This is a genomic window from Thermoflexibacter ruber, assembly GCF_900113045.1.
Classification (GTDB): Bacteria; Bacteroidota; Bacteroidia; order Cytophagales; family Thermoflexibacteraceae; genus Thermoflexibacter; species Thermoflexibacter ruber.
This window is the reverse complement of sequence record NZ_FONY01000046.1, coordinates 1-17,588: the sequence shown is the minus strand read 5'-3', so window position 1 is coordinate 17,588 and position 17,588 is coordinate 1. Positions and strand designations below refer to the sequence as shown.

16 protein-coding genes, 1 other RNA gene and 2 pseudogenes are annotated in these 17,588 nt (G+C 38.4%); 10 read left to right on the top strand and 9 right to left on the bottom strand.

Translation table 11 applies throughout. The annotated features are described in order from the left end of the window. Nucleotides 1-77 precede the first annotated feature (77 nt). Both tsaD and BM141_RS19180 read right to left on the bottom strand, forming a co-directional pair. A complete protein-coding gene (tsaD, locus tag BM141_RS19185; protein ID WP_091549083.1) occupies nt 78-1,079 on the bottom strand; it encodes a tRNA (adenosine(37)-N6)-threonylcarbamoyltransferase complex transferase subunit TsaD in 1,002 nt (333 codons plus the stop codon). Beyond that, complete coding sequence (locus BM141_RS19180; protein ID WP_143091000.1) at nt 1,076-1,675, bottom strand: Uma2 family endonuclease; 600 nt, start codon at nt 1,673-1,675, stop codon at nt 1,076-1,078. Before BM141_RS19180 ends, tsaD begins: the two co-directional genes overlap by 4 nt. Before the next feature lie 82 nt (nt 1,676-1,757). Here BM141_RS19180 and hutI point away from each other — a divergent pair, with 82 nt between their 5' ends. Next, entirely contained in the window at nt 1,758-3,011 is a 1,254-nt protein-coding gene (gene hutI / locus BM141_RS19175) for an imidazolonepropionase (protein ID WP_091549081.1), read from the top strand. A 177-nt stretch (nt 3,012-3,188) separates the two neighbouring features. Here hutI and BM141_RS23130 read toward each other — a convergent pair whose 3' ends face one another. Next, nucleotides 3,189-3,332 carry a hypothetical protein gene (locus BM141_RS23130; RefSeq protein WP_177217463.1) on the bottom strand — a complete coding sequence of 48 codons (144 nt, stop codon included), beginning with the start codon at nt 3,330-3,332 and terminating at the stop codon, nt 3,189-3,191. Next, nucleotides 3,329-3,511: a hypothetical protein gene (locus BM141_RS22645; protein ID WP_143090999.1), complete on the bottom strand. Its 183-nt coding sequence runs from the start codon at nt 3,509-3,511 to the stop codon at nt 3,329-3,331. The genes BM141_RS23130 and BM141_RS22645 overlap by 4 nt, the downstream gene beginning before the upstream one ends. Before the next feature lie 43 nt (nt 3,512-3,554). Between BM141_RS22645 and ade the strand changes: the two genes are divergently transcribed. Continuing rightward, nucleotides 3,555-5,219 (top strand): adenine deaminase, encoded by a 1,665-nt coding sequence (gene ade / locus BM141_RS19165; protein WP_091549079.1) that lies wholly within the window; start codon nt 3,555-3,557, stop codon nt 5,217-5,219. Nucleotides 5,220-5,222: 3 nt separating this feature from the next. Here ade and BM141_RS19160 read toward each other — a convergent pair whose 3' ends face one another. From BM141_RS19160 to BM141_RS19150, 3 genes are all read right to left on the bottom strand, one after another. Continuing rightward, a complete protein-coding gene (locus tag BM141_RS19160) occupies nt 5,223-6,599 on the bottom strand; it encodes a vanadium-dependent haloperoxidase (RefSeq protein ID WP_091549078.1) in 1,377 nt (458 codons plus the stop codon). Between the two features lie 78 nt (nt 6,600-6,677). After that, entirely contained in the window at nt 6,678-8,858 is a 2,181-nt protein-coding gene (locus BM141_RS19155) for an FG-GAP-like repeat-containing protein (RefSeq protein WP_177217462.1), read from the bottom strand. Between the two features lie 65 nt (nt 8,859-8,923). After that, nucleotides 8,924-9,937, bottom strand: coding sequence for a YheT family hydrolase (locus BM141_RS19150; protein ID WP_091549076.1), 1,014 nt, complete (start codon nt 9,935-9,937; stop codon nt 8,924-8,926). A 119-nt stretch (nt 9,938-10,056) separates the two neighbouring features. Here BM141_RS19150 and ssrA point away from each other — a divergent pair. Continuing rightward, nucleotides 10,057-10,425: a transfer-messenger RNA gene (gene ssrA, locus BM141_RS19145) on the top strand. Between the two features lie 568 nt (nt 10,426-10,993). Here ssrA and BM141_RS23815 read toward each other — a convergent pair. Both BM141_RS23815 and BM141_RS23810 read right to left on the bottom strand, forming a co-directional pair. Then, a pseudogene (locus tag BM141_RS23815) lies at nt 10,994-11,134 on the bottom strand (hypothetical protein); the annotation flags it as partial. After that, nucleotides 11,071-11,352, bottom strand: a complete 282-nt coding sequence (locus BM141_RS23810; protein ID WP_177217460.1) for a DUF6444 domain-containing protein — start codon at nt 11,350-11,352, stop codon at nt 11,071-11,073. The pseudogene BM141_RS23815 and the gene BM141_RS23810, both read right to left, overlap by 64 nt. 133 nt (nt 11,353-11,485) lie before the next feature. On the opposite strand from BM141_RS23810, the pseudogene BM141_RS19135 reads away from it, so the two are divergent. The 7 genes and pseudogenes from BM141_RS19135 to BM141_RS19110 form a co-directional block, all read left to right on the top strand. After that, nucleotides 11,486-11,656: pseudogene (locus BM141_RS19135) on the top strand (tyrosine-type recombinase/integrase); the annotation flags it as partial. A 41-nt stretch (nt 11,657-11,697) separates the two neighbouring features. Then, complete coding sequence (locus BM141_RS19130; RefSeq protein WP_091549073.1) at nt 11,698-12,060, top strand: single-stranded DNA-binding protein; 363 nt, start codon at nt 11,698-11,700, stop codon at nt 12,058-12,060. Nucleotides 12,061-12,089: 29 nt separating this feature from the next. After that, complete coding sequence (locus BM141_RS23470; protein WP_091549072.1) at nt 12,090-12,305, top strand: hypothetical protein; 216 nt, start codon at nt 12,090-12,092, stop codon at nt 12,303-12,305. Nucleotides 12,306-12,324: 19 nt separating this feature from the next. Then, nucleotides 12,325-14,373, top strand: a complete 2,049-nt coding sequence (locus BM141_RS19120) for a DNA methyltransferase (protein WP_091549071.1) — start codon at nt 12,325-12,327, stop codon at nt 14,371-14,373. Nucleotides 14,374-14,444: 71 nt separating this feature from the next. Continuing rightward, nucleotides 14,445-17,003, top strand: coding sequence for a DEAD/DEAH box helicase family protein (locus BM141_RS19115; protein ID WP_091549070.1), 2,559 nt, complete (start codon nt 14,445-14,447; stop codon nt 17,001-17,003). Between the two features lie 28 nt (nt 17,004-17,031). Beyond that, nucleotides 17,032-17,157 (top strand): hypothetical protein, encoded by a 126-nt coding sequence (locus BM141_RS23690; protein WP_262509467.1) that lies wholly within the window; start codon nt 17,032-17,034, stop codon nt 17,155-17,157. A 160-nt stretch (nt 17,158-17,317) separates the two neighbouring features. After that, nucleotides 17,318-17,588, top strand: a 271-nt coding sequence (locus BM141_RS19110) for a hypothetical protein (protein WP_221407714.1), incomplete at its 3' end; no start/stop codon positions are given.

Below are 17,588 nucleotides of genomic sequence, written 5' to 3'. Positions count from 1 at the left end.
CTTTAAAAATGTAAAATAGGTATCAAAAAAAGGACAAATTAAGACAAAATGACAGGAGCGGACTCCTTTACCTCGTGTCAAAAACTCATTCGTGCCAGAGGAATTACGTCTTGGGAGGAGAACTGACCCGCCAAGTATTTGTAATGGGCGGCTATGGCTATCATGCCTGCATTGTCAGTGCAATACTGAAAATCAGGAATATAAATGTTCCATTTTTCTTTTAGGGCTAAGTCTTGCAAGGCTTTTCTTAATCCTGAATTAGCAGATACCCCTCCAGCAATGGCTATTTCATTGATTTTCAAATCTCTGGCAGCTTTTTTTAATTTAATGAGCAAGATGTGAATAAGAGCGTGTTGCATGCTTGCGCATATATCATTGAGGTTTTCTTCTATGAAGTTGGGATTTTCTTGTTTTTTTTCCTTTAAAAAATACAAAAAAGCTGTTTTAATTCCACTAAAAGAATAGTTATAGCCTGACATGACTACCTCTGGAAAAGAAAAAGCCAAGGGATTGCCTTCTTTGGCAAGTTTGTCAATCATAGGACCGCCAGGGTAGGGCAAGCCAAGCATTTTGGCAGTCTTGTCAAAAGCCTCTCCTACAGCATCGTCTTGAGTTTGTCCGATGATTTCCATGTCTAAGAAATCTTTGACAAGTACAATTTGCGTATGTCCCCCGCTTACCGTTAGGCATAAAAAAGGAAACTTAGGTGTTGGCTCGTCTATGAAGTGTGCCAATACGTGGGCTTGCATGTGGTTTACTTCTATCAAAGGAACGTCTAAACCCAGCGCGAAGGCTTTGGCAAAGGAAGTACCTACCAAAAGCGAACCTAATAAGCCCGGTCCCCTTGTGAAAGCAATAGCATTGAGGTCTTTTTTACTTACTCCTGCTTCTTTGAGTGCCGTAGCTATTACAGGAACGATATTTTGCTGATGCGCTCTCGAGGCATGTTCGGGGACTACGCCGCCGAAAATTTCGTGTATTTTTTGGTTGGCAATGATATTATTCAATACTTTTCCGTCTTTGATGACCGCCGCAGAGGTTTCATCACAAGAGGATTCTATCGCTAAAATGGTAATCATTCTGTGGCTTTGAGTTCAAAAGTTACATTTTCATAAATCTCTTCCATAGAGATACTAATTTCAAGGGATTCCAAATCAACTTGTTGGCTTAGGTCATCATAGTATTTCATCTGCCAATTTCTCTCTTCTTTTTTAAAAAACACCTGCACGTAAGGACGTTCCTGCTCTATGACGACATACTCCCTTAGAGAAGGTAAGGTCAGGTAATACCTAAATTTGTCCCCTAAGTCATAGCTTCTTGTTTCAGCAGAAAGTACCTCTATGATGAGAATAGGGTTTTTGATAATGTCTTTCCTATTAGCCACTAACTCTATTTCTCCACAAACCACCATGCCGTCAGGATACACAAAGCGATTATGTGCCGAGATTTCTAACTTCATATCGCTGTTAAAAACCTTACATGTTTTCTTTTTATTTTTTAAAGCTATTTTTATAGCAGTATTGGTATCCCCTGCAATTAGACTGTGTGCTACTGTACCACCTGCCATAGCTACTACTGCGCCGTTGTGGTATTCGCTTTTATAGATGGCTTGCTCTTCCATGACCAAATAAGTATCTCTGCTTATTTTTTGATATGTAGGTTTGAACTCTACCATAATAAAGTGAAAAATTTTACTTCCAAATTTACACAATATTTTGCAAATATTACTTTTGTACTTTTGCAAAAAATGAATTTCTATGAAAATTATAGGTTCTTTCAAACAAATTTTGCCTTTGACCTATCTGCCCTACAAAGGAGCGGTAAAAGATGAGCAGTTGCAGGTGATAGAAAATGGAGCGGTAGTAGTGGACAAGGAAGTAATCGTAGCGGTAGGAACTTTTGAACAAGTAAGAAGGGAATTTCCTGAAGCAGAAATAGAAGAAATCGAGAATACCTGTGTGCTACTTCCGAGTTTTATTGATTGTCATACGCATACTTGCTTTGCAGGAAGTAGAGCCAATGATTTTGCTGCCAGAAATGCAGGCAAATCTTACCTCGAGATTGCTCAAGCGGGTGGGGGGATTTGGAGTACGGTACAGCAAACCCGACAGGCGAGCGAAAATGATTTAGTTCAACTTACCCGCCAACGAGTAGAGCAGTTCCTTAAAGAAGGCATTACTACCATAGAGATAAAAAGTGGTTATGGTTTAGACAAAGAAAATGAACTCAAAATGCTTCGTGCTATTAAAAAAGTGCAAGCCCAAACCCAAGCACAAATTATTTCTACCTGCTTAGCGGCTCACATCAAGCCCAAAGATTTTCAAGGAGATAACAAGGCTTATCTAAAAGAAGTTTTGCATGATTTTCTACCCCAAATAAAGAAGGAGAATCTTTGCCAAAGAGTAGATATTTTTATAGAAAAAACAGCTTTTAATGCAGAAGAAAGCGAGTGGTTTCTACTGGAAGCGAAGCAAATGGGCTTCGATTTGACTATTCATGCTGACCAGTTTACGCCTATGGGGGCAGAAGTGGCGGTCAAAGTTGGGGCAGTATCTGCTGACCACTTGGAAGCAAGCACAGATAGCCAGATTGAACTATTAGCAAAAAGCAATACGGTTGCTGTAGTTTTGGCAGGAGCGTCTATGGGACTTGGAGAACCTTTTGCTCCAGCACGCCAACTCTTAGATGCAGGGGCTTGTTTGGCTATTGCTTCAGATTTTAACCCCGGGTCTGCTCCTATGGGGAAGCTACTTTTGCAGGCTTCGGTATTAGCCTGTTACCAAAAGTTAAGTACGGCAGAGGTATTAGCAGGGCTGACTTTTAGGGCGGCGAAAGCCTTGAATATCAATCATATTGGGAAAATAGCAGTTGGTTATAGGGCAGATTTGCAAGCCTATCCCTGTGCAGATTATCGCGAAATTTTGTACCAACAAGGGAGGTTACTGCCCCAATATGTTTGGAAATCAGGAAAATGTATTTTTCCTGATAGTGCCCCTCAGCGCAAAAAATAATAATTTTGAAGTTACAAAATTAGCAATCTTTGACAGGGCAAGGGATAGGTTTCCCACGTTTTATTTTTCCTTTCCCTCTCCCAGAAGCACAAGCATCAAGAAAAAAAGGCAAAAGCAATAACAGAAGAATAGAAAAGAATATTCTCAGATTTTTTTTATACATAGGATTTGTATGATTTAGTGCTTGGTCTTAGGTGCTTTGTGGCTCAGGGTTTTCTTTTTGTACTTTTTAGGAGTCCAAGCGGTACGCGGTGCAAGATAGCACCCCGAAGTAGATGCAAGCACAATTAGGATTAATATTTTAGCCAATAACTTTCTCATTTCCACATGGTTAATCTTCTTACTTTCTTTTCTGGTGGCAAAGGACCTCTTTTTCTCCAAACCTTAGAGCGGCGTGGCGTCCAAGCTGTATTGGGTGAGTAAGCACACGCAAAAAAACAAAACAAAGAGAAAAATATCACACTACGCACCAAGTATTTTTTTATCAAATATTTTATCATATCAATCTATATTTTAATTTTACTTTAAAAAAAATCCTTACCCATGACATTTATCAAAGCAAACTTAGTAAATATCCGCCAAAGAAGCATCAAACCCGCTCATATTTATATCGAGAATGGGCAAATTGTCAATATCAAATATGTAGAAACTTTTTTCAATCGTTTTGCTTTGCCCGGTTTTATAGATGCTCACGTACATATTGAGAGTTCTATGCTCATTCCTTCTGAATTTGCTCGCTTGGCAGTAGTGCATGGGACAGTCGCTACGGTATCTGACCCGCACGAAATTGCCAATGTCTGTGGGGTAAATGGAGTTAAGTTCATGATAGAGAACGGCAAAAAAGTACCTTTTAAGTTTTATTTTGGTGCCCCTTCTTGCGTTCCTGCTACGCACTTTGAAACCGCAGGAGCAGGCATTAGCCCTGCCGAAGTTGCCCAACTCTTTGAAAGTGAAAACCTCAAATACCTTGCCGAGATGATGAATTACCCTGGTGTACTTTTCAAAGACAAGGAAGTCATGGAAAAATTGGCGATTGCTAAAAAATATGGGAAAAAAATAGATGGACATGCGCCAGCCCTCAGAGGCGAGCAGGCAAAACAGTATATCAGCGAAGGTATTAGTACTGACCATGAATGTTTTACACGAGAAGAAGCCTTAGAAAAGCTCCAATATGGCATGAAAATTATCATTCGCGAAGGTAGTGCAGCAAAAAACTTTGAGGCTTTGATAGATTTGCTTCCTGAGCATTATGAAAATATGATGTTCTGCTCCGATGACAAGCACCCCGACAACTTAGTAGAGGGACACATCAACGAATTGGTCAGGCGAGCCGTTGCCAGAGGTATTGATGTTTTTAAGGTCTTACAAGCGGCTTGTCTTAATCCTGTCGAGCATTATGGTCTGGAGGTAGGGCAGTTAGGAATTGGCGACCCTGCGGATTTTATTTTAGTAGATAACTTAGAGGAGTTTAATGTTTTACGCACCTATATCAACGGGCAGTTAGTGGCGGAGAAAGGAAAATCTTTTATCAAATCTGTCCCTGAGCAAGCTATCAACAACTTTGATACCTCACCTAAGAACCATAAAGATTTTGAAGTCCCTTCTAGTGATTTTAGGAAAATCAGAGTAATAGAAGCCTTAGATGGGCAGTTGGTAAGTAACGAACTTATCTGCGATGCGAAGTTAGGGGTACTTAATTTTGTGAATAATGGTACGGAGATAGTGGGTGCTATGAGCGATACAGAACGCGATATTTTAAAAATAGCAGTAGTCAATCGCTATCAAAACGTTCCGCCTGCGGTAGCTTTTATCAAAAACTTTGGTTTACAAAGAGGTGCGATTGCCTCTTCGGTAGGGCATGATTCGCACAATATCATCGTTGTTGGGGTAGATGATTTTGCCATGAGCATAGCCGTCAATCTGCTTATAGAAGCAAAAGGAGGAATAGCCGTAGTAGATAGAACTAAGAAGAAAAACTATGTACTGCCCCTGCCTGTAGCTGGATTGATGACTACCGAAGACGGCTACAAAGTTGCCAAACTGTATGCAGATATAGATAAAAAAGCCAAAGCATTAGGAAGCAAGCTAAAATCTCCCTTTATGACGCTTTCTTTCATGGCTTTGCTGGTCATTCCTGACCTCAAACTCAGCGATAAAGGTTTGTTTAGTGGTAAAGAGTTTAAGTTTGTAGATTTGTTCGTAGAATGAGTTTTAGTCTTTTTTTGCTAAAGCTGTTTTCTTGGTTTTTACTTTTTCCATGACCCAAGTACCCACTTTGATACCCTGCTCACCTCCTTTTTCTAAGGCTTTGCGGAAGTGAATCCCGCCGTAAAGACGACTCATAGAGGCTTCCCCAGAAGCTTCTAAAAAAGATTTGAAGGAGCGAGGAGGAAGTCCATATTCGGTCTGGGTAGAATCTGTAAAAGCAAAGTTTTCTCCATAAAGTTTGGTCAGTACGGTAGCTGCTGAGTGAGAGATTACGCTATGCCCACTTGTGTATTCGGGGAAGGGGGGAGTTTGAATATAAGGTGTCCACTTATCGTCAATATGCTTTTCTATGACTGTTTGAGGTCTAACATAATTGCTTCTGTATTTCTCGTCCCAACAGCTAATAAACCCGTCGGCTAAGGCTACTGCTACCAAAGCATAACTCTCTGCGGTTTGCATAAGGTTTGCTTGAGTGGCTTGTGCGACAAGGGAAGTAATCTGAATCCAATGCCCGCCGGGGGAGATTTTTTTTACTGCATATTCTAAATGCCCTTCATATTTCATTTCAAAAGGGTTATTATCCCAAAAGGTAGCAATGATTTTCTGCTCCTGCGTCAAATTTTTACCTACCTCGTAAACTTCTATGGTTTCTTTGTAAAACGGGCTTTTCTTGTCTAAGCTAAACGGATAAGGCTGTTCTGGCTTAAATTGGTCAGTTTTTTCTAAGGAAAAAGGTAGAATTTTATTCCAGAAAGGCTCTACAGCGTCCATGTAAGCAGGAGCGGTAGGTTGCCAGTATTGTTCTCCTTTCAAAGGTGTGTATCGCTCCATACCTCTGGTTTCTTTGTAATTATCTTTGGTGATTCGTTTTTTAAATACCTCTGCTACGGCATTGCCAAATTCTATAGAATTTTTGAAAACTTCTTCTGAAGCGATTTGAGGTTTTAACTGATTGTAAAGTTGATTTTCATATTTTTCCAATTCCTGAGGAGAGTGAATCAAACCTTTGCCTACTGTAAAAAAAGCCCTAATACTTGCTATGACAAAAGCATATTGCTTGCTCGGTTCTGGGGCAGGCATAGGCTCAAAACCATTCAACTGTGCAGTTATAGACTGATAATCAGGGTATTCATTACGCAGGGCTTCATAAGCAGCTAAGGTTGCATAGGCATAAATACGGCTCGATACAGGAGGGACAAATATATCCTCGATGATGACAGCACTCAAGGCTTTTACGCTTTGGTGGAGAATATCCGCATCATTTATTTTTAAACTTACAGTCTGAGAAGGGGTTTCTTTTGTTTGTTGGGAGGTTTGATTCTTTTGACATGATGTTAGCAAAAGAATAGAAAAAAACAAGGCATAGAATAACTTTCTCATAATATTTTAAATTAATAAAACAAATGTAGGGCTTATTAAATAAAAATACAAATAACAGTTCTGCTTCTCCTGATTACTCTACTGTCTTACTAACTTTCTCATTGCTTTTTCTCCACCTTCCCCAATAAAAGTAATGATATAGCCCCCTTGCGGAAAGTTTTTGAGGTTTATCTCCAAAGGACTTTGAGGCGTGATTTTCTGTTCGTCTATTACTTGAATCCCAAGCAAATTAAAAATGGCTATTTTCCCAACTTTATCGCATAGAATAGCGATGTTATCATAGCTTGGATTGGGGAAAATATTGAACTGAAAGGAAAAAAGTTCACTTTTCTCTACTGCATTTACTACACCTTTATTTTTTAAAAACTGTAAGCCGCCACCTGTCAGTCCTACCACAATGTCATCACCGTAAGCCGCAGGGAAAACTTCTCTACCAAAATTGTAAGCCACATTTCTATTTTGTAACTCATTGAATACAAGGTCAGGGCTGGCAGTCCATGTTCCACTAAGCCTTTCAGTGAAGTCCGTATAAATGTTTAGCTTTCCTGAGCGGTCGCCTGTTACCAAATCTGCTTTATTGTTTTTATTAAAATCTGCAACTGCAATGCTCAATGCCCTCTTATTAAAATCATCAGCGATGCCTCCCACGCTTTGGTTACGAAGCGAAAAAGTCAAATTGCCTGTATTCTCAAATAAAAACAAACCGCCTTGAAAACGTCCCAGCAACAAATCTGGGTCTTTATCCCCATCAATATCCAAGAATAGAGGCTCGTCAAAAGGAATAAGATTGGGCAAATTGAGAGTAAGTATATGATTGATATTGAAGTTAAATCTTTGATTATTAGGAGCGGTATTTAGTACATAACGAAGTGAGGTTTGACTATTTGTATTGTTCACTGCCGTAAAAGCCAAATCCAAAGAACCGTCGGCGTTGAGGTCTGCAAAGGTAATTTTCAAAAAACGCAAGTCAAGTTGAGAAAAGTTAGCATAATCGTTATTCACCAAGCGAAAAGAAGGATTTTCCTGAGAGCCTACATTTTCAAAAAGAAAAATCTTTGCCCTAAAAGGCTCGCCGTTAATCGCTTGACCGCCATTGCTGACAAATAAGTCCAAATCGCCGTCAGCATCGTAATCTGCAAAAACAGGTCTGGCAAATTCCCCTAAGTCAATGGTTTGGTCTTGGAAAAAGTTGTTTTTTTGGAATATAAAATTAGGACGATTGTTTGTACCTATGTTCTTGTAAAACCAAATAGAATTAGTGAAATCTATGCGATTGCCTTCGTTAAAGAATTGGTTAGGGCTTACTAACAAATCTTTTACTCCATCGCCGTCCACATCTTCGTAAAAAGTAGCAGGGAAAGAAACCATATTCACAGGAAAATCAGGGGGGAAATTAGGCATGAAGCTATCAAAAACAGGATTAGTTGGCGTGCCTTTGTTAGTAAAAGCCACTACACCTGTGCAGTTTACATCTGAAAGTAAAAAATCTTTGACATTATCGCCGTTCAGGTCTAAAACTGTCATGGCATGCCCTGAGTGTTCTACCTGCTCCACTCTACAATTCACCGTGCCAAAAAAATACTCATTGCAATTACTACATTCGTAAAGATTACCCCATTGCAAGGTTACTTTCTCAAATTCCAAGCTATCAGGGCGGTTGTATCTCTCCATGCTGAAGTTTTTACTCCATTCTATGGACTGTCCTGTTAAAGGAATAAAGTTTAGCACATCTACGTCCCCATCATTATCTATGTCAGCAATCGCAGGAATATCGGTCAAATCAGGTAGTAACCTAAGCATATTTCCCGTAGTGCTTTTGACGGAAAGAGCATCTTTGAAAAGCCTAAAGGTAAGGCTTTGTCCTCGTTCAGTAACATTTCTATACACCCGAATCCCTGCTCGGGTAGCCGTAAAAATATCTTTTCTTCCGTCATTGTCATAGTCGATGAGCAAACACCAATTTTCCATAGCAGGAAAAGCCACCTCATAATCAGGAGCATAGACTAATTTTCCGTTCCGGTTCAAAAAAGTACTTACTTTGTAGTTTGTGCGGTCAAAAATCATTACATCTTGCTGATTATCGCCGTTCAAGTCAATAGTAGAAACCTGTGCGGAGTTAAAGCCCCCTGTCCAAGGGAAAGCCAAATCTACTCCATTGACATTTATTTTTACATTCTGCTCGAGGCTAAAAGAAAAATTCTGGGCAAAAACAGGAGTAATCAGACAAAATAAGTGGAAGAAAGTAAGTATTTTTTTCATGGGCGACTGTGTTTTTAGAAAAGATACGATATAAACTCTGTTTACGTTGAAAGTGTTGGAAATATTTATAAATTGCTTAGCCATTCTCTGGCTCGCAACTCTGCGTAAGTTTCTCTTTGCCCTGAACACTGAAAACCTACATGCCCTCCTTGTAAAGGCATTTCTAAGTGTAAAAATGGGTGATTTTCAGCTATTTCTTTTGGGAAGCACGATGGTGTAAGAAAGGGGTCGTTCAAAGTATTTATCAGTAGTACAGGTTTGCGAATCCCATGCAAATAATTAATTGAACTTGCTTGGGAGTAGTAGTCGTCTGCATCTTTAAATCCATGCAGTTGAGAGGAGTAGGCATTATCAAAATCTCTGAAAACACGAATATTTTTGATAGGTTCAGCAGAAATTTTCTCAGGCATCAGTTTTGCCTTTTCTATAATTTTTTTGTTAAGTTTCTTGAGAAAACGCTTGGTATAGAACATCTTACTTGACTTGGAAAGTTCATCACTGCAAGCGGCTAAATCGCAAGGAACGGAAAAAGCTACTCCTTTTTTGATTTGAGGTAAGATATTTTCTCCTCTTTCTCCAAAGTATTTCAGCGTCATGCTTCCCCCCATGCTAAAACCTGCCAAAGCAATAGTCTGATAACCAAATCTTTTTAAAGCATGCTGTACTACCAAATCCAAATCAGGTGTATCGCCGTGATGGTAAAATCTGGGCAGTCTGTTCAGCTCGCCACTGCAACTGCGACAGTTCCAACCCAAGCCGTCCCAGCCTTCTTTATTCATTACTTTGATAAGTCCTTTGACATAGTGCCTGTCTGCACTGCCTTCTAAGCCATGCGAAACGATGAGGAGTTTTTTACTTGGCTTGACCTTGTTGGAGGATAGAGAGCCATTGACTTTTTCTTGTTGCTCTGCCCATGCCCAGTCCAAGTCTAAGAAATCTCCATCTGGTGTATTGATTCGCTCTCTTTCGTACACTACTCCATTGACTTTTCTAAAAAGACTTGGGACAATAGTTTGCAAATGTGCATTTCCCAGATAGTAAAAAGGCGGTTTTAATTCTTTTGGTGGTAAAATAGGCATAAAACATTTTGACAAATAATGCTACAAAAATAAAGATTTTCGCAGGACATCTCTATCAAAACTTGTTTTTTATATGAAAATGAACTAATTTTGCTTCCCTTTTGTAAAAAAAATCACTTGGGGCTGACTGGTTTTGACAGCGTGAGTAGTTCCATGTAAGCACGTCGGGTGTCGTGAGCATTACCCGTAAATAAAACTCACAAACCATAAATGGCGAAACTTCTTTCGCTCTTGCTGCTTAATTTAGGATAAATTAAACGGCTTGCCTTCTGCCTAATAGCCCGTTCTGTCTGTTAGGCGTATAGAAGGTCATCTACAGAACTGCGGTAAGTAGGGTTGTGATGCTTGCCTAAGTCCACCGCAACTAAGGAAAGGTTTTGGTGCGTTCTTGACCTGACTTTTCCCGACAACTAACAAGAACTAAACGTGTAGAAAGCATGATGAGTTGCCATGTTTGGACGGGGGTTCGACTCCCCCCAGCTCCATTATGTAAGGTGTTGATTTTTAAGTAATTAAAAAAACAAAAGAGGTTACATAGTTTTACATGTAACCTCTTTTGTTTTAAAGTATCGTAACTATTTCGGTACTTGCAAGATTATAATTGCTTGTTGCATGCCCTATGCCCACATTTTTACAAGAGTTGCGGACATTGAGCCAGCAAGATAGTCAGTGAGCAGAGCAGATGAGCAGTTTATTGTTAGTTCTCTATCAAGCCAAACCAGCAAAGGCAAACAGTGAGAAAGATAGTGAAGGAGTTAGAAAACAAAGCAAACACAAAGTTTTATGTGTAAGACAAGTCTTTTTAAGCACTACTTGCACATAGAAAAAGATATTACCAAAAAAAAGTAACTATTTAGGTAGTCCTTAATTGCACATTGATTTTTGCATTGATATCAAGCAAAGTTTGCAATAGGTTTAGCCCTTATTTTCTCAGCGTGGTCATTACCCCTTGCAAGCGAGCAAATACTTCTACCCCGTGCAGAGGGCTTCCCTCGTTCGCCTGACTGCCTTTAACTCTCGTAATAGATGTGCATGGCAAAGGGCGTGTTTGCAAGTATCAAAGCCAAAATAGCTTGCCCAGCAATCATGCACCACATAGCCCCGTAAGAAAGGGAATAAGGACGCTTGACTTGCTAATGCCTTTTTCCCCCTTTTGATATGCACAAAAATATAACACCATGACTGATTACAAACCATATCAAACCCATGTAATTGTCCTGCCACACACGACCTACATGTTTGGGTAAGGCGACTATTTTCTTTTTCTTATAGCCATCACTGCTGGGAGGTTTATGGCTATTGCCAGAGTTCATGTCCAAACGCCTACGCAACTCAGCGTTCTCGGGTCGCAATTGGGCATTCTCCATGCGGAGCTTGCTATTCTCCTCTTTCAGAACAGCTAACTTGGCAAGCACCTCTGCAACAGGCTTTGTAAACTTTCTATGTCGTCAGTTAATTTCATAGCAGAAACATACAAACTTTTTATTAATTTTGTAAGTATTTAAATAGTTACGAAATATATAAAAAAGTAGGTATAAAAAAGAAAGTAAGGTGCATACCTTACGCCATAGTTTTGCAACGCATCTCTTGGAAAATGGCACTGATTTGCGTTATATTCAGGTTTTATTGGGACATGAAAGTACGAAAACCACAGAAGTTTATACACACGTAACAAACAAGGGCTTTGACCAAATAAAAAGTCCGTTAGATAATTTGTAAATTAAAAAATTTATTTTTTAATTTACAAAAAATAATCGTAGATGCGTGGACTTAACAAAGTGATGCTGATAGGAAACTTAGGCAAAGACCCTGAGGAGCAGACGTTGGAAGGAGGTATCACAGTGGCTAAATTTTCCTTGGCTACTACTGAGAGCTACAAAGACGACAAAGGAGAAACCCATAGTCTAACAGAATGGCACAGTATAGTAGCTTGGCGAAGTCTGGCAGACTTGGCGGGGAAGTATCTGAAGAAAGGCAGTACGATTTATTTGGAAGGGAAAATCAAAACCCGCTCTTATGAAGATAAGGAAGGGAATAAAAAATACGTAACAGAAATCATTGCGGAGAGTTTTATCATGTTGGATAAGCCTGCTGATAAAGCGGAAATAAACGCAAGTTTTTAAAAATAAACGCAAGGGTTGCGTTTATCCAGATGTTAGCTGCAACCCTAAAAGACAACAACAGTGCAAAAATTAACAAACAGACAGACGACAATAAAGCCCACCCGCAAAATGGCACAACTTGTCCCGACTTGGCGGGATTTGGTTTTTCCCGACACACGAGCCAACGCTCAAAAAACCAAAAGAGCCATTTTTTTGCCAACGCTCAGACAAAAGAACCGACAATAAAAAGTAAATTTGACGATTAAATAATTTGAAAGAAGATAAATGAAATTATTTGAAACATTAGAGCAGCAACTCAAGAAAGAACCCAACTTCGTAACAGACAACGGAGAGTTGAAAAAGTGGGTGGTGCTGAACAAAGCACAGAATTTTGACGAAGAATTGATTGAATTGCTTTTGGCAAATGAAACGCTGAAAGAAAAATTCTTTGTTAAGGTAAAAGATGTACTGGTATTAAAACAAAACCTGTTTATAGAATTTCTGGAACAGAAAAACTACCTGAACGACAGCTACACCAAATACAAAAACAAAGTTGGCTTAACCATTGACGGCAAATACTTTAAACAACGCAATGAAGTAGCTTTAGTTTGGCCATTTAAAGATTGCATTCTGGAAGGCGGACAAACCAAAGAGGAACAAAAAAGGGAAGAAATATTTTTTAATGAAATTTTAGCACAAGATGAAATTACTCAACTCTTAGAGCCAAAGGTTTTGACCAATGCAAAACGCATTGATAAAGACGGTGAACACCCCTTTAATGGTTTTAAGCGGGATGCTGAGCTGAACAGAAAACGTGGTTTACCTGAAGATACCATAACCGACAATTTGATTATAAAAGGCAATAACCTTTTGGCATTGCACACACTGAAAGAAGAATTTGCAGGAAAAGTAAAACTGATTTACATAGACCCGCCGTATAATACTGGAAATGACTCTTTCGGTTACAATGATAGTTTTAATCGGTCTACGTGGCTTACATTTATGAGAAACAGGCTTTATGCAGCTAAAACACTATTATCAAAGGACGGAATTATATGTGTTCAATGTGATGATAATGAAAACGCATACCTGAAAATTTTGATGGATGAAGTCTTTGAAAATCGTTTTTTAAATAATGTAGCTGTTAAAATGAGTGAAGCCAGTGGTGTCAAAATGAACCACGCAAAAGGTAGATTTCCAAAATTAAAGGAATTTATCTTGATGTATAAAATGCCTAATTTCAAAGGGTTTATTACTGTTGATAAATACGAACAAAAGGAATGGGATCCAGAGAATAATATTTTCATTGAAGATTTAACAGAAGAGCAGCGTTCTGAACTAATTGAACTTGAAGCAAAAGAAATTAATGACCAGACGGATGTCAACAAGGCCAATGAAATTTTGAAAAAAGCAAAGAAAATATCATTAGCGACAAAGTTAAAAGACCTTGAATTTGAAAATGAAGATGAGAAAAGCGAATGGCTATTTAAGAACAGTTACAGAATCATTAAAACAGCAGGTTCTTCAAGCCTTGCCACATTAGTAAAAAGTTTAGATAAAGTCCCAAAACAAGATATTGCAGCGGCCGTTTCTAAAAAGGGGGTGTTATTTTTCTACATAACAGATTTTAATAGAGAAACAAAGCAGCCACGTTTACAGGTAATATTCGCAGACTCCAATATTTTTAAGAATCCTTGTGATTTTTGGCAAGATATTAAAACTACAGGTGCAATTGCAGAAGAAGGTGGTGTAAAATTAAGCAATGGTAAGAAGCCTGAAAAAATTCTTTATAGGTTAATAAAAATGATAACCAATGAAGGGGATGTTGTGTTAGATTATCATTTAGGTAGCGGAACTACTGCCGCTGTAGCTCATAAAATGAAAAGGCAATTTATTGGCGTTGAACAATTGAATTACGGAGAAAATGATAGTGTAGTAAGATTAAAAAATGTTATTAATGGCGATAATTCTGGAATATCAACAGAAGAAGATGTTCAATGGAAAGGTGGCGGAGAATTTGTCTATCTGGAACTCAAAAAATACAACCAAACTTTCATAGAGCAAATAGAAGAAGCCAAAGACACTAAAACACTTTTGCAGATTTGGGAACAAATGAAAGCCAAAAGCTTCCTGAATTACAATGTTGACATTAAAAAACAAAACGAACATTTGGAAGAATTTAAAACCCTTAGCCTTGCAGAGCAAAAACAACACCTTTGCGAACTATTGGACAAAAACCAATTGTATGTAAATCTATCTTCTCTCAATGATACCGACTTTGCGTGCACCGAAGAAGAAAAGAAAGTAACCAAAGATTTTTATAGGATGAAGTAACCTGTCAAGGAACACCTGACAACAAAATTTTCAGTAGCAATGAATACAAGCATTAAAAAATTGAAAAAGTAATGGCATTTTTATACGAAATATTCAATAATCCATTTGCTAAACGAGCATTAGCACAGGTTGATGTGCCTAATTGGATTAGCGACAATTTAAAGCCCGGATTTGGTCAGCGACCTTATCAGATTGAAGCATTCAAGCGATACATATACTTAGACCAGGAAGATTTAGAAGAAAAGCCAAGAAAGCCTTATCACTTGCTTTACAATATGGCAACAGGTAGCGGAAAAACTTTGATAATGGCTGGTTTGATGTTGCACCTTTACCAAAAAGGCTACCGTAACTTTTTGTTTTTTGTAAACAGCAATAATATCATTCAGAAAACCAAAGACAATTTTCTGAATTCGCAGGCATCAAAATATTTGTTCAACAACAAAATTGTGATTGACGGAAAAGAAGTCCTCATCAAAGAGGTTGGCAACTTTGAAGAAGCCGACAATCAGAATATCAATATCAAGTTTACCACCATTCAACAACTTCATATTGACCTGAACAACACGAAAGAAAACAGCGTAACCTACGAAGATTTTAAGGACAAAAAATTGGTTTTGATAGCTGATGAAGCCCACCACTTGGTAGCAGGAACAAAATCAGGAAATTTGTTTGGCAGTTGGGAAGACACGGTAAAAAAAATTCACGAATCCAATTTTGATAACATCCTTCTTGAATTTACCGCAACCATTGACACAGATACGGCAGAATTAGTAAACCATTATCAAGACAAAGTAATTTTTAAATACGACCTTGCTCAATTTAGATTAGACGGTTATTCCAAAGAAATAAATCTGATTCGTTCCTTGTATGATGAGCAAGACCGTATCATACAAGCCTTGATTTTAAACCTGTATCGTCAGGAATTGGCCACTTCAAACAATATCAATTTGAAGCCCGTAATTTTATTTAAAGCTAAAAGAACAATCAAAGAATCGGAGCAGAACAAGGAAAACTTTCACAAATTCATTGATGATTTTTCAGTAGCAATGGTAGAAAAAATCAAAAAAACTTCTACCGTGCCAATCGTTCAAAAGGCTTTCCGCTTTTTTGAAGCCAAAGGCATTTCAGCCAACGAAATTGTAAAACGCATACAAGCCAATTTTAAACCGGAAAACTGTTTGAGTGCCAACAACGATGCAGAAGCCGAGCAAAACCAAATATTGCTCAATACTTTGGAAGATGAAAACAATCCAATCCGTGCTGTTTTTGCCGTTCAAAAGCTGAACGAAGGCTGGGACGTTTTGAATTTGTTTGATATTGTTCGTCTTTACGAAGACCGAGACGGCAAAGACGGAAAGCCAGGAAAAACCACACTTTCAGAAGCACAGCTAATTGGTCGTGGTGCAAGGTATTTTCCGTTTGCCTTAGAAGAAGGACAAGACAAATACACCAGGAAATTTGATAATGATATTTCTAATGATTTGAAAACATTAGAAGAATTGTATTACCACACCAAAGAAGATAGCCGTTATATTTCAGAATTGAAAAAAGCACTTGTAGAATCGGGGATTTACGAAGATGAAGAAAATCTTGTGACCAAACAGCTAACACTAAAATTAGATTTTAAAGGCACCGATTTTTACAAGAACGGACACGTCTTTTACAATAAGAAAATCCCAAAAAGTTTTGATAACATAAAATCGTTTACCGATTTAGGCGTAAAGAAAACAAACTATCGTCATACTTTATCTTCGGGAGTGGGAATGATGTCAAGTGCATTTTTTGAATTAGAGCCCACTCAATCAAATGATGAAGTAATAAAAACAAAAGATGTAAAACTTACTGACATTCCAAAAAACATAATCCGGTTCGCTCTAAGTCAAAATCCGTTTTACTACTTCGATAATTTATCACGTTACTTTCCACATATTGATTCGCTTTCCAATTTTATTGACAGCACAGACTATTTAGCAGGTTTGGAAATCACATTTAGCGGAACAGCAAACCGACTGAAAGAAATAACCCACTTCGATTATTTGCAAGCATTAAACGGACTGCTGCAAAATATTGAAGCAGATATTAAAAGCAATTCGACAGAATACGAGGGCTCAGATTATATCGGAGAGCGGATACATAAAGTTTTCAAAGACAAAGAAATCAAAGTTTACAAAGACAGTGAACGAGCAGACGGACAAGAAACTTTGGTAGCCAACGAGCCTTGGTATGTTTACAATGCCAACTACGGAACAAGTGAAGAAAAGAAATTTGTAGAACTGTTTTCAAGACGATTTAAAGGACTGAATCAGAAGTTTGAAAACATTTACTTAATCCGAAACGAAAGAGAAATTAAAATCTTCGACAAACTTGGACGAGCTTTTGAACCAGACTTTTTATTGTTCTGCAAACAACGTGACGGTGAACAAATGACTTTTCAGGTTTTCATAGAACCTAAAGGAGAGCATTTAAAAAGACACGACAAGTGGAAAGAAGACTTTTTAAATGAAATCAGAGCAGAACAAAAGACAATCAAAATCCACACGGACACCTATTTGATAACAGCCGTTCCGTTCTACAATTACAATAACGAAAACGAATTTAAAACGACATTAGAAAACACATTAAACGAATAGAAATGCCAACGCTCAACAGCCACACACATTGCCAAGTCGCACCAGCCAACGCACCGACCAAAACTTGGCAAAGAGTGTGTCTGTCCCACCGCACAACCGACAGACAATCAACACGAAAGACAGAAGGGCAGCAGCTAACAGCGGCTTGGCGTAATGGCGGGTGCAGTGCTTCGTATGACAGTTTTGTGGTACGCTCAAGTGCAGTGCTTCGATTGAACTTTTGTGCTAAAAATCCGCCACTACGCCAAGCTGCAGGACGTTGGCTGATATTTTAAGAAAAAAACAACAACAAAGGACGAAAACTGATAACCTCAATGTCCCAAGAAATTTGTAACTTGCAAGCACATATAAAAGTGTCGGAAATGCTTACAAAGGAACTAATTACAGAACTCAAAAACAACGGAAATGGAGATTTAGGGTATCTTGTTGATAAACAACAAGATAGTGGAAGTATTGCGTTTATTTTGGAAAATTTGGGCTTCTTACCTAAAAATTTTAATGGAAATTTTTTAATAGATTTACTCAAACACGAACACCACCAAATAAGACTTTTAGCGGTTAAAAATATAGGCAAATTAGGTAATG

Excerpts from the sequence above, each read along its gene's own strand:
- BM141_RS19150 (WP_091549076.1), bottom strand. The coding sequence starts at position 9,937 with ATGCCTATTTTACCACCAAAAGAATTAAAACCGCCTTTTTACTATCTG.
- BM141_RS19130 (WP_091549073.1), top strand. The coding sequence starts at position 11,698 with ATGCGTGGACTTAACAAAGTGATGCTGATAGGAAACTTAGGCAAAGAC.
- BM141_RS22645 (WP_143090999.1), bottom strand. The coding sequence starts at position 3,511 with ATGATAAAATATTTGATAAAAAAATACTTGGTGCGTAGTGTGATATTT.
- ade (WP_091549079.1), top strand. The coding sequence starts at position 3,555 with ATGACATTTATCAAAGCAAACTTAGTAAATATCCGCCAAAGAAGCATC.
- hutI (WP_091549081.1), top strand. The coding sequence starts at position 1,758 with ATGAAAATTATAGGTTCTTTCAAACAAATTTTGCCTTTGACCTATCTG.
- BM141_RS23130 (WP_177217463.1), bottom strand. The coding sequence starts at position 3,332 with ATGAGAAAGTTATTGGCTAAAATATTAATCCTAATTGTGCTTGCATCT.
- BM141_RS19120 (WP_091549071.1), top strand. The coding sequence starts at position 12,325 with ATGAAATTATTTGAAACATTAGAGCAGCAACTCAAGAAAGAACCCAAC.
- BM141_RS19160 (WP_091549078.1), bottom strand. The coding sequence starts at position 6,599 with ATGAGAAAGTTATTCTATGCCTTGTTTTTTTCTATTCTTTTGCTAACA.
- BM141_RS19155 (WP_177217462.1), bottom strand. The coding sequence starts at position 8,858 with ATGAAAAAAATACTTACTTTCTTCCACTTATTTTGTCTGATTACTCCT.
- tsaD (WP_091549083.1), bottom strand. The coding sequence starts at position 1,079 with ATGATTACCATTTTAGCGATAGAATCCTCTTGTGATGAAACCTCTGCG.
- BM141_RS19115 (WP_091549070.1), top strand. The coding sequence starts at position 14,445 with ATGGCATTTTTATACGAAATATTCAATAATCCATTTGCTAAACGAGCA.
- BM141_RS19180 (WP_143091000.1), bottom strand. The coding sequence starts at position 1,675 with ATGGTAGAGTTCAAACCTACATATCAAAAAATAAGCAGAGATACTTAT.
- BM141_RS23470 (WP_091549072.1), top strand. The coding sequence starts at position 12,090 with ATGTTAGCTGCAACCCTAAAAGACAACAACAGTGCAAAAATTAACAAA.